Below are 11,679 nucleotides of genomic sequence, written 5' to 3' on the forward strand. Positions count from 1 at the left end.
CGAAGAAGGCCTGGCCGGTGCCGGTCAGCACCGAGGCCACCTGCCCCATCAGGCCGATATCGGCGCAACCGATCGAACCATGGCGATGCACCGCCGGCACGACGCCGCGCTCCAGAAGAGCAAGAAAGGCCTTGACCAGATCGACGCTGCAACCCGTATGGCCGCCAAGGGCGGTATTGATGCGGATGGCGATCGCTTTGCGCACTATGGCCTTTGAAAACAGCGGACCGGTGCCGAAATGATGGGCCTTGACCAGCGCCGTATTGAACTCGGCGAGGTCATCGACCGTCCAGAGCCGGTCCTTCATCGAGCCGACGCCGGTATTGGCGCCATAGACCGGAAGGCCCATGGCAATGCGGTCGGCAATGACGGTATGAGCTGCATCGACGCGCGCATAGGAATGATCGGAGACGACCGGAACGACATGGCCCGAGCCGATCTTTTCCAGCGCGGAAAAATCCAGCGGGTTGCCTGTCAGAAAAATGGTTTTCACCGATGCATGCATGCCTTGACTCACCTTGTTGGCCGACATGCTATGCGCAATCTCCCCGCTTGTGATATATCCCAATACCGAAACGTGAGATGCCGATACCGGAACAGCCGCGCATCAGCCCGGGACGAAGGAAATCATGGATATCGCCACGCTTGCCCTCGTCCACGCCATCCTTGACGAACGGGGTATCCGGCGGGCCGCGAAAGCGACCAGTCGTCCGGCCTCCAGCGTCAGCGCCGCACTCAAACGCTTCGAAGCGGCCATTGCCGTTCCGCTGGTTCGTCGCGAGGGCGGAAACCTGGTTCCGACTTTGGAAGCCCAGAGCCGGATGGCGGATCTTGTCGCCGCAAACCGTGCGGTGCGATCGCTGCTTTCGCTTGGGCCTGAAGCCACCCCAGGCCTAACGCCGTCGATCAGCCTTGCCGCGCTCGAACGTTTCGTGACCGTGGCGCGCAGCGGCAGCATCCGTGGCGCTTCAAGGATCACCGGCACCGGCCAGCCACAATTGACGCGGCAGATGAGCGAACTGGAGCGCGACCTCGGCTACGACCTGATGATCCGTTCGCCATCGGGCATTACCTGCACGCCGCACGGTCTTGCCGTCATTCCCATCGCCGAGGAACTGCTGGAGATCTGGCGGCGACTGTCGCGGGCGTCGAGCGATCGATTCAGGCGCGCGGCGGCGACCTGGCGTTTCGGGGCTGTCATGCCGCTCGGTCCGGAAAGCGAGATCGCCCGCATGCTGGCGGCGCTGACCGCCGAATGGCACCGCACCCGCCCGCGCCAGCCGCTGTTCGTCTCCAGCACCACCGCCGACGAGTTGATCGCCGGGCTGAAGAACCGCCGCTTCGATGTCGTGCTGCTCGATCTGGAAACCTTTCCGTACGAATTCGAGGGCAAGCTGATCTCGCGCACACCGCTGGCCTTGGCCGGCCACGCCTCGCTGTTTGCCCGCCATGGCGACGATATTCGCGGGCTGCTGCAATCCCACCCCATCGCCGTGCCGAGTCTCAGGAGCGGACTGCGACAGCAGGCGACCCATTTCATCGAGGCGACGTTCAACGATCAGGAGCGCAACCGCCTGACACTGACCGAGGTCGATTCCATCCCGGTCATCCTCAATCTGGTGATGGATCACGGCTATCTCTCGGTGTTGCCGGAAAGCTCGGCTGCCCGTGTTCGCAACGCGCCGGCGATGCGCCGGTTGGGGCCCGGCTATATGCAGAGCCTGTCGCTCGCCTGGCAGAAGAACGCGCTCTCGAGACAGGTCGCGGAAGAGATGCTGGTGATGATGTCGGGTGATCGGGCAAGCGCATCCGAACCAAAGATCGAGTAATTCTTTCTCTCCACAACGCGCGGCAAATACCTGATCCGATTCGCGAATCCGCCTCACCTTGAATCAACGCATGAACGTCTTGAATCAAGTCTTGAGCTTCAGCCGCCTGCGCGTTTCGCTTGGGCTTTCGCGGTAGTGTGCCCGATAACTCCGGGAGAAGGCCGAGGAGGAATTGAAGCCCGTGGCGGCGGCGATATCGGCAAAATCGGCACGCGTCTCGATGACCTTGCGGCGGGCAGCATTGAGGCGCAGGGCGAGATAATGCGCATGCGGCGCCACCCCCATCGTCTCCTGAAACAGGTCCTGCAGATGGCGGGCGCTGACCCCGGTCCGGCGGGCGAGACGCGCCAGCGTTAGCGGCGCATCGACTGTTTCTTCCATCAGCTTGACGGCGGCGCCGACCCGGGCATCGAGGATGCGCATATTGCCGATGACAGGCACCTGCAACAGGTCGCCACGCGTGCGCTCCTGCTCGTAGATGAACAGGCGCGACACTTCGAGCGCCAGCGAATAGCTGTGCTGGCGGCGGATGAGTTCCAGCATCAGGTCGAGCGTCGGCAGCGACCCGCCGGTTGTGATGCGCTTGCCGTCGATCACGAAGCGCTCGCGCACCATGGTGATCTGCGGATAGGCAGCGGCAAAATCCTCGAAATCCTCCCAGTGATTGGTGGCCGAGAAATTGTCGAGCAGGCTGGTCTCGGCCAGGAACCACGACCCCGCCTCGATCCCGGCCATCACTTCCCGGTGCCGGGCGGTGCGCGACAGGAGCATTTTTAGTTGCGTGGTCGCATAGGCCCGCCAGTTGTAGCTGGACAGCACGAACAGCGGCGCGGTTTCTTTCTGCGGCCGGAATGGCCCTGAAACCGGAATGGGGATGCCGCTTTTCGTCTCGATCGCATTGCCGTCCGGGCTGAAAATCTGCCAGTCGTAAAGCACCTTTCCGGCAATGCGATTGGCTGCCCGAAGCGGCTCGATGACCGACGCGACGAGGATCAGATTGGTCTCCGGCAAGACCAGCAGGTCGATATGCTGGGTCTCATCCTGCGCAACGAGCATTCATCCATCTCCGGCCACTTCTTCCGAAAATGTATAATATCCATCCGGAAAAGGAAAGCAGATGGCTTTGTCTTGCCTCGTAATGGGCGTCAGGAACAAGGGGAGGCTTTTATGCCACTGAGCATGAATCGCGACGTTTTCATCACCTGTGCCGTCACCGGCTCCGGTGATACCGCCGGCAAGTCGCCGCACGTGCCGAGGTCGCCAAAGGAAATCGCCGCATCGGCCATCGATGCCGCTAAGGCGGGTGCTGCCATCGTCCACTGCCATGTCCGCGATCCGGAAACCGGCGCGCCGAGCCGCCGCAATGACCTCTACAGGCAAGTCACCGACCTCATCCGTTCCGCCGATGTCGATGTCGTCCTCAATCTGACTGCCGGCATGGGCGGCGACATGATTTTCGGCAATGTCGAAAGCCCGTTGCCGCTGAACCCGAACGGCACCGACATGGCCGGCGCCACCGAGCGCGTCCGCCATGTCGCCGAATGCCTGCCGGAAATCTGCACGCTCGATTGCGGCACGATGAACTTTTCGCTCGGCGACTACGTCATGACCAACACGCCGTCGATGCTGCGTGCCATGGCCAGGATGATGACCGACCTTGGCGTCCGCCCGGAAATCGAGGCCTTCGACACCGGCCATCTCTGGTTCGCCAAGCAGCTCGTTGAAGAGGGCCTGATCGAGGATCCCGTCCTGATCCAGCTCTGCATGGGCATTCCGTGGGGCGCACCCGACGACCTCAACACCTTCATGGCGATGGTCAACAATGTACCGAAGAACTGGACCTTCTCCGCCTTCTCCATCGGCCGCAACGCGCTTGCCTATCCGGCAGCAGCCGTTCTCGCCGGCGGCAATGTCCGCGTCGGGCTGGAAGACAATCTCTATGTCGGCAAGGGCCAGCTCGCCACCAATGCGCAACTCGTCGAAAAGGCAGTCGGCGTCATCGAAGGCATGGGCGCGAAGATCATCGGGCCGGCCGAGGTGCGTGAGAAGCTGAAGCTGAGGAAGCGGTAATAGACGGCAAAGATACCCCTCACCAAGTTCGTCCAGTCGATCGGCTACGCCTCTCGGGGACGAACTATCCTCTCCCACAAGGGGAGAGGAAGGGATGCCACAATCGCCGTCCTTTCCATCCGGTGAGGTCGGTACCGCGAGTTTACCTCTCCCCTTGTGGGAGAGGATACGCAGGCCGGGTGAGCGCCAGCGAACTCTTGGCCGAAGTTGGTGAGGGGGTAATCACCGCTCATGCGACGCCAAAGATAAAATGACGAGATGGGAACAACCATGACCAAAATCAACAAGGCCGCCTGCATCGGCGGTGGCGTTATCGGCGGGGCCTGGGCGGCTCGCTTCCTGCTGGCCGGCATCGACGTCAACATGTTCGATCCGCATCCCGAAGCGACCCGCATCGTCGGGGAAGTGCTTGCCAATGCAGAGCGCGCCTATGCGATGCTGACCATGGCGCCACTGCCGAAGAAGGGCAAGCTCACCTTCGTCAAAAGCATTGAGGAAGCCGTTGAAGGCGCTGACTGGATTCAGGAAAGCGTGCCCGAGCGTGTCGATCTCAAGCGTAACGTCATCACCCAAATCGATGCCGCCGCCGACCCGAGAGCGCTGATCGGCTCATCCACCTCCGGCATCATGCCGACCGAGTTGCAGCGCGACATGAAGCATCCCGAGCGCATGTTCGTCGCCCATCCCTACAACCCGGTCTACCTCCTGCCGCTCGCCGAACTCGTCGGAGGAGAGAAGACCGCCAAGTCCACTTTGCAGGAGGCCAAGGCCAAGCTGGCGCCGATCGGCATGAAGGGCGTCATCATCAACAAGGAAATCGAGGCCTTTGTCGGTGACCGTCTTCTTGAAGCCGTCTGGCGCGAAGGCCTGTGGCTGATCAAGGACGATATCTGCGACACCGAAACGCTTGACGACGTCATCCGTTATTCCTTCGGCATGCGCTGGGCGCAGATGGGCATGTTCGAGACCTACCGCATCGCCGGTGGCGAAGCCGGCATGCGCCACTTCCTCGCCCAGTTCGGCCCTTGCCTCTCCTGGCCCTGGACCAAGCTGATGGATGTGGTCGACCTTGATGACGAACTGGTCGACAAGATCGCCGGCCAGTCCGACGCCCAGTCCGGCGCCCGCGGTATCCGCGATCTCGAACGCATCCGCGACGAAAACCTCGTCGGCATCATGCATGCCCTGAAAAGCGGCGATGGTGGCAAGGGCTGGGGTGCCGGAAAACTGCTCGCCGATTTCGAGCAGAGCCTCTGGGCCAGCGCCGAGAAGCCGAAGACCGATCTCGGCCAGGCTCAGCCGATCCGCATCCTCGACACCAAGGTCAACGCCGCCTGGGTCGACTACAACGGCCACATGACCGAACATCGTTACCTGCAGGTGTTCGGCGACACGTCCGACGGCCTGTTGCGGCTGATCGGCGTCGATCTTGACTATGTCAAGAACGGTCACAGCTACTACACGGTCGAAACGCATATCCGCAATCTCGACGAAGCCAAGCTCGGCGACGCGCTCTACTCGACCTGCCAGATCCTCTCGCATGACGACAAGCGCCTGCACATCTTCTCGACGATCTATAACGCCGCCACCAACACGCCGGTCGCAACCGCCGAGCAGATGCTGCTGCATGTAAACTCCAAGGCCGGCAAGGCCGTGCCGGCGCTGCCGGAGGTGATCGCGAAGGTGGAGGCGATCGCGGAAGCGCATGCGGGACTGGCAAGGCCGGACGGTGTTGGACGCAGCGTGGGGCAGAAGCGGTAACAATTGAGTCCGCGGGACGCATACCCCTCTGTCGACGACGCCGACATCTCCCCCGCAAGGGGGGAGATCGGCCACCGGTTTTTGGGGCCAAAGTTAGAGAACAATCTCCCCTTGAGGGGGAGATGTCCGGAGAGGGACAGAGGGGGTGGCGCCGCAAGGCGCATCTCGCCGAACACGAGGGAACGGACCATGGATTTCGCACTGACCGAAGAACAGCAGATGATCGTCGATACCGTGCGCGGCTTCGTCGAGGCCGAAATCTATCCGCATGAAAACGAGGTCGAGCGGACCGGCATCGTGCCGAAGGAACTCGGCCAGGAGATTGCGCAGAAGTGCAAGGATCTGGGTTTCTTTGCCTGCAACATGCCCGAGGAAGTCGGCGGCGCAGGTCTCGATCACCAGACGTTCACGCTGGTCGAACGCGAACTCGGCCGCGGCTCGATGGGCCTCACCGTCTTCTTCGGCCGCCCCTCCGGCATCCTGATGGCCTGCAACGACGAGCAGCGCGAAAAATACCTGATCCCGGCCGTCAAGGGCGAGAAATTCGACGCGCTGGCCATGACCGAGCCGGATGCCGGCTCCGACGTGCGCGGCATGAAGTGCTTTGCAAAACCCGATGGCGACGACTGGATCGTCAACGGCACCAAGCACTTCATCAGCCATGCCAATATCGCCGATTTCGTCATCGTCTTCATCGCCACCGGTGAGGAACAGACACCGCGCGGCCCGAAGAAAAAGATCACCTGCTTCCTCGTCGATCGCGGCACGCCGGGCTTCGAGATCCGCAACGGTTATGACAGCGTGTCACATCGTGGCTACAAGAATTGCATCCTGAGTTTCGATGATTGCCGCCTTCCCTCCTCCGCCATTCTCGGCGAAGTCCACAAGGGTTTCGACATCGCCAATGACTGGCTCTACGCCACCCGCATCACAGTTGCCGCCACCTGCGTCGGCCGCGCCCGCCGGGTGTTCGACTATGCCCTGCCTTACGCAGCCGAACGAAAACAGTTCGGCAAGCCGATCGGCGCCAACCAGGGCGTCTCCTTCAAGCTCGCCGACATGATCACGGAGATCGACGCCGCGGATTACCTGACGTTGGCCGCCGCCTGGCGGCTCGACCAGAAACTTCCCGCCAACCGCGAGATTGCCTCCGCCAAGCTCTATGCGTCGGAAATGCTGTCCCGCGTCACCGACGAGGCGATCCAGATCTACGGCGGCATGGGCCTGATGGACGACCTCCCGCTCGCCCGCTTCTGGCGTGATGCCCGCGTCGAACGCATATGGGACGGCACCTCGGAAATCCAGCGCCACATCATCAGCCGCGACCTGCTTCGGCCGCTGGGAGCGTGAGGATGATGGTTGTCGAGATAAAGTCCCCTCCCCAACCCCTCCCCACAAGGGGGAGAGACTTAACTCGCGGGAACATCCTGCATCTTAATACTTTCTGCGAACGCCGCACTTCTGGACTGTTCGCGGAAGGTGCGGCATCCAAGTCCCTCCCCCTTGTGGGGAGGGGTTGGGGAGGAGTTTTCTCGTCAGGAGCACAACCATGACCCGCTCCCTCGACGGCCTGATCCGGCCCAAATCCATCGCCGTCTTCGGCGGCAAGGAAGCGCGCCGGGTGATCGAGCAGTGTGGCAAGATGGGGTATTCCGGCGCCATCTGGCCCGTCCATCCGAAGCTTGACGAGGTGCTCGGCCACAAATGCTACCGGTCGGTCGCCGATCTTCCAGCCGCTCCCGATGCATCCTTCGTTGGCGTCAATCGTCAGCTGACCATCGACATCATTCGCGAGCTTTCAGCCCGTGGCGCCGGCGGTGCGATCTGCTATGCCTCCGGTTTCCGCGAGGCCGTCAGCGAGCTTGCCGATGGCAGCGACCTGCAGGACGCGCTGGTGGCGGCTGCCGGCGACATGCCGATCGTCGGCCCGAATTGCTACGGCTTCATCAATGCGCTGGATGGCGCCCTGCTCTGGCCCGACCAGCACGGCATGCTGCGCGTGGATCGGGGCGTGGCGGTACTGACGCAATCCTCCAACATCGCCTGCAACATTTCCATGCAGATGCGCGGCCTGCCGCTCGCCTATATCATGACCGCCGGCAACCAGGCGCAGACCGGGCTTTCCGAACTGGCCATCGCAGCCCTCGAAGATCCGCGCGTTACCGCCGTCGGGCTCCACATCGAAGGCTTCGACAGCATCGAAGCCCTGCAGCGGCTGGCGACCCGTGCCCGTGAACTGAAGAAGCCGGTCGTCACGCTGAAGGTCGGCAAGTCCGAGGCAGCCCAGCTTGCCACCGTCTCGCACACCGCGTCGCTCTCCGGGAATGACGCCGTCTCCGGCGCCGTGCTCGAACGCCTCGGTATCGGCCGTGTCGAAACCCTGCCGGAACTTCTGGAAACGCTGAAACTGCTGCATCTGCATCCGCCGCTGAAAAGCTTCGACGTGTCGTCGATGAGTTGCTCCGGCGGCGAGGCGTCGCTGATGGCGGATGCCGGCGTCAAGCGGAAGACCGTATTCCGCGCGCTGAAGGAAAGCCAGCGCCAACCCTTGCGCGAAACGCTGGGCGACATGGTCACGATCGCCAATCCGCTCGACTACCACACCTTCGTCTGGGGCAACCTCGAAAAACAGACCATCGCTTTCACAGAAATGATGAAGGGCGACTATGCGCTGAACCTCATCGTCCTCGATTTCCCGCGTCAGGATCGCTGCGACGCCGCCGACTGGAACACCACCTGCGATGCGGTCATCGCCGCCGCCAAGGCCACCGGTGCCGTCGCCGGCATCGTTGCCAGCCTGGGCGAAAACATGCCGGAAGAAACCGCCCTGTCGCTGATGGCATCGGGCGTCGTCGCCTTCTCCGGGATCGACGAAGCCTTGGCCGCCGCAGAAATTTCGGCCGGCATCGCCGCCGTCTGGGCAAGGCCTGCGCCGCAGCCTTTGCTCTCGGCAAGACCGGACAGCGGCGATATCGTGACCATCAGCGAGAGCGAGGCGAAAGCGGAGCTTGCCAAATTCGGTCTCGTCGTGCCCATGGGCAAGGCAGCGCTGACGGCCAAGGAAGCGGCGGATGCCGCCGAGGGGCTCGGTTTCCCGGTTGTCCTGAAAGGTCTCGGCGTCGCGCACAAGACCGAAGCCGGCGCCGTCAAGCTCAACCTGCCGGACCGGCAGGCCGTTCTGGATGCGGCGGACGCGATGAAGAGCGTCGTCTGCGGTTTCCTGGTGGAAAAGATGATCGCCAAACCGGTCGCCGAAATCATCGTCGGTGCATTGCGCGATCCCGTTGCAGGCCTCGTCCTGACGATCGGCGCCGGCGGGATCCTGGTGGAATTGCTGGAGGATTCCGCCATCCTCACCCTGCCGACCACGCCGGAATCCATCAGTGCCGCGATCGATGGCCTGAAAATCAGGAAGCTGCTGGACGGTTATCGAGGCGGCCCGAAAGGCGATGTCGCGGCGCTCGGCGCGGCTGTCGCTGCTGTGGCATCCTATGTCGCTGCAAACGCTTCAAAGCTCGAAGAACTGGATATCAATCCTATCATGGTGTTGCCGCAAGGGTCTGGAACCGTTGCGGCCGATGCCCTGATCCGTCGAAGGAAATGACGCCGATGACCGGACCTGTCAGAACCCGCCGCGAAGGCGCCATTCTCGAAGTCACCATTGATCGGCCGAAGGCCAATGCGATCGATCTGGTGACCAGCCGGATCATGGGCAAGATCTTTGCGGACTTTCGCGACGACGACACCTTGCGGGTGGCGATCATTACCGGCGCCGGTGAGAAATTCTTCTGTCCGGGATGGGACCTGAAGGCTGCGGCCGGCGGCGACGCTGTCGACGGAGACTACGGCATCGGCGGCTTCGGCGGCATGCAGGAACTGCGCGATCTCAACAAGCCGATCATTGCTGCCATCAACGGCATCTGCTGTGGCGGCGGGCTGGAAATCGCCCTTTCGACCGACATGATCCTCGCGGCCGAGCATGCCACCTTCGCGCTACCGGAAATCCGTTCGGGCACAGTGGCCGACGCCGCCTCGATCAAGCTGCCCAAGCGCATCCCCTATCACATCGCCATGGATATGCTGTTCACCGGCCGCTGGCTGGATGCGACGGAGGCCCATCGCTGGGGTTTCGTCAACGAAATCCTGCCCGCCGAAAAACTGATGGAACGGGCCTGGGCGCTTGCCCGCCTGCTCGAAAGCGGCCCGCCCCTCGTCTATGCCGCGATCAAGGAAGTGGTGCGCGCTGCCGAAGGCGAGGACTTCCAGACGACGATGAACAAGATCACCAAGCGCCAGTTCAAGACGGTCGATATCCTCTATTCGAGTGAGGACCAGTTGGAAGGTGCGCGAGCATTTTCGGAAAAACGCGACCCGGTGTGGAAGGGAAAATAAACCGCGAGACCGCAGGTCGGCATTATTGGTTGACTGCGGCAAGTTATCATAAGCCTGACTTATGAAAAATGCTGAATTTTTATATGAATACAGGGCATCGTTTGACCGATACCATCAAATTTAACAGGGATATCCACAGAGCATGGGCATCTCTTTCGTGAAAGGCAGATATGCGGCGAAACAATCCGCAAATGTTACTGGCCTACCGGCCCTCGGGCATGCATTCTAGCAGCAATCCGATCGGCGACGATCGAGAACAATAACGAAAACGGCGAAAAGCCATCAAACATAAGGGAACAGGGGAATGAGCGATTACAAGACCTACCTCGCCACTCAGGTCATGCTGGGCAAGATGAACCGCCGTGAATTCATGGGCCGCACGCTTGCCGCCGGCGTGGCGCTGTCGAGCGCCAGCACGCTGTTTGCGACCAGCGCCTCGGCGCAGGAACCGAAGAAGGGCGGCCACCTGAAGCTCGGTCTCGAAGGCGGCTCCGCCACCGACGCGCTCGATCCGGCGAAAGCTCTGTCGCAGGTACTCTTCGTCGTCGGCCGCAACTGGGGCGACATGCTGGTCGAATCCGATCCGTTGACAGGCGCGGCCGTTCCGGCTCTGGCCGAAAGCTGGGAGCCTTCGCCGGATGCCGCCGTCTGGACCTTCAAGATCCGCAAGGGCGTGCAGTTCCATGACGGCAAGGAACTGACCATCGACGACGTCGTCAAGACCCTGCAGCGCCACACCGACGAGAAGTCGGAATCCGGGGCACTCGGCGTGATGAAGTCGATCAAGACGATCGAGGACAAGGGCGGCGATCTCGTCCTGACCCTCACCGAAGGCAATGCCGACCTGCCGCTGCTGCTCACCGATTACCACCTGATCATCCAGCCGGGCGGTGGCTAGGACAACCCGAATGCCGCCATCGGCACCGGCCCCTACAAGCTGACCAGCTTCGAAGCCGGCGTCCGCGCCACCTTCGAAAAGAACCCGAACGACTGGAACCCGAACCGCGGTTACGTCGACAGTGTTGAAATCATCAACATGAACGACGCCACGGCTCGCATCGCCGCCCTGTCGTCCGGCCAGGTTCACTACATCAACCGCGTCGATCCGAAGACGGTCTCTCTCCTGAAGCGCGCGCCGACCGTCGAAATCCTCTCGACCTCGGGCCGAGGCCATTATGTCTTCATCATGCACTGCAACACGGCGCCGTTCGACAACAACGACCTGCGCATGGCGTTGAAATACTCGATGGACCGCGAAAACATGGTCCAGACCATCCTGGGCGGCTACGGCAAGGTCGGCAACGACTTCCCGATCAACTCGACCTATGCCCTCTTCCCCGAAGGCATCGAGCAGCGCGCCTATGATCCGGACAAGGCCGCCTTCCACTACAAGAAATCCGGCCATAGCGGCCCGGTCCTGCTGCGCACGTCAGACGTCGCCTTCCCCGGCGGTGTCGATGCGGCGGTGCTCTACCAGGAAAGCGCCAAGAAGGCCGGTATCGAGATCGAAGTGAAGCGCGAACCGGGTGACGGCTACTGGTCGAACGTCTGGAACGTCCAGCCGTTCTCGACATCCTACTGGGGCGGTCGCCCGACCCAGGACCAGATGTACTCGACGGCGTATCTG

General features: G+C 62.0%; 8 protein-coding genes and 1 pseudogene. 7 read left to right on the forward strand and 2 right to left on the reverse strand.

Translation table 11 applies throughout. The features are described 5' to 3' along the window. Positions 1-493 (reverse strand): aromatic amino acid lyase (locus VL202_RS05370; protein WP_325463122.1); only part of this gene is annotated, 493 nt, incomplete at its 3' end. Positions 494-629: 136 nt separating this feature from the next. On the opposite strand from VL202_RS05370, the gene VL202_RS05375 reads away from it, so the two are divergent. Beyond that, positions 630-1,829: a LysR family transcriptional regulator gene (locus tag VL202_RS05375; protein ID WP_325463123.1), complete on the forward strand. Its 1,200-nt coding sequence runs from the start codon at positions 630-632 to the stop codon at positions 1,827-1,829. Positions 1,830-1,913: 84 nt separating this feature from the next. Here the strand turns inward: VL202_RS05375 and VL202_RS05380 are convergent, their stop codons facing one another. Further along, positions 1,914-2,885 (reverse strand): GlxA family transcriptional regulator, encoded by a 972-nt coding sequence (locus VL202_RS05380; protein ID WP_325463124.1) that lies wholly within the window; start codon positions 2,883-2,885, stop codon positions 1,914-1,916. 111 nt (positions 2,886-2,996) lie between these two features. Here VL202_RS05380 and VL202_RS05385 point away from each other — a divergent pair, with 111 nt between their 5' ends. The 6 genes and pseudogenes from VL202_RS05385 to VL202_RS05410 form a co-directional block, all read left to right on the forward strand. After that, complete coding sequence (locus VL202_RS05385) at positions 2,997-3,899, forward strand: 3-keto-5-aminohexanoate cleavage protein (RefSeq protein ID WP_325463125.1); 903 nt, start codon at positions 2,997-2,999, stop codon at positions 3,897-3,899. 270 nt (positions 3,900-4,169) lie between these two features. Further along, positions 4,170-5,660 (forward strand): carnitine 3-dehydrogenase, encoded by a 1,491-nt coding sequence (locus tag VL202_RS05390; protein WP_325463126.1) that lies wholly within the window; start codon positions 4,170-4,172, stop codon positions 5,658-5,660. A gap of 189 nt (positions 5,661-5,849) precedes the next feature. Beyond that, positions 5,850-7,010 carry an acyl-CoA dehydrogenase family protein gene (locus tag VL202_RS05395; RefSeq protein ID WP_325463127.1) on the forward strand — a complete coding sequence of 387 codons (1,161 nt, stop codon included), beginning with the start codon at positions 5,850-5,852 and terminating at the stop codon, positions 7,008-7,010. A gap of 199 nt (positions 7,011-7,209) precedes the next feature. Further along, complete coding sequence (locus VL202_RS05400; RefSeq protein ID WP_325463128.1) at positions 7,210-9,264, forward strand: acetate--CoA ligase family protein; 2,055 nt, start codon at positions 7,210-7,212, stop codon at positions 9,262-9,264. Positions 9,265-9,269: 5 nt separating this feature from the next. Further along, positions 9,270-10,052, forward strand: a complete 783-nt coding sequence (locus VL202_RS05405; RefSeq protein WP_325463129.1) for a carnitinyl-CoA dehydratase — start codon at positions 9,270-9,272, stop codon at positions 10,050-10,052. Between the two features lie 304 nt (positions 10,053-10,356). After that, positions 10,357-11,679, forward strand: a pseudogene (locus VL202_RS05410) (ABC transporter substrate-binding protein); the annotation flags it as partial.

Origin of the sequence: Pararhizobium sp., assembly GCF_035497515.1 — a bacterium.
In the GTDB taxonomy this organism is placed as follows: domain Bacteria; phylum Pseudomonadota; class Alphaproteobacteria; order Rhizobiales; family Rhizobiaceae; genus Pararhizobium.

Coding starts and splice junctions, on each gene's coding strand:
- VL202_RS05395 (WP_325463127.1), top strand. CDS start 5,850: ATGGATTTCGCACTGACCGAAGAACAGCAGATGATCGTCGATACCGTG.
- VL202_RS05375 (WP_325463123.1), top strand. CDS start 630: ATGGATATCGCCACGCTTGCCCTCGTCCACGCCATCCTTGACGAACGG.
- VL202_RS05380 (WP_325463124.1), bottom strand. CDS start 2,885: ATGCTCGTTGCGCAGGATGAGACCCAGCATATCGACCTGCTGGTCTTG.
- VL202_RS05405 (WP_325463129.1), top strand. CDS start 9,270: ATGACCGGACCTGTCAGAACCCGCCGCGAAGGCGCCATTCTCGAAGTC.
- VL202_RS05390 (WP_325463126.1), top strand. CDS start 4,170: ATGACCAAAATCAACAAGGCCGCCTGCATCGGCGGTGGCGTTATCGGC.
- VL202_RS05385 (WP_325463125.1), top strand. CDS start 2,997: ATGCCACTGAGCATGAATCGCGACGTTTTCATCACCTGTGCCGTCACC.
- VL202_RS05400 (WP_325463128.1), top strand. CDS start 7,210: ATGACCCGCTCCCTCGACGGCCTGATCCGGCCCAAATCCATCGCCGTC.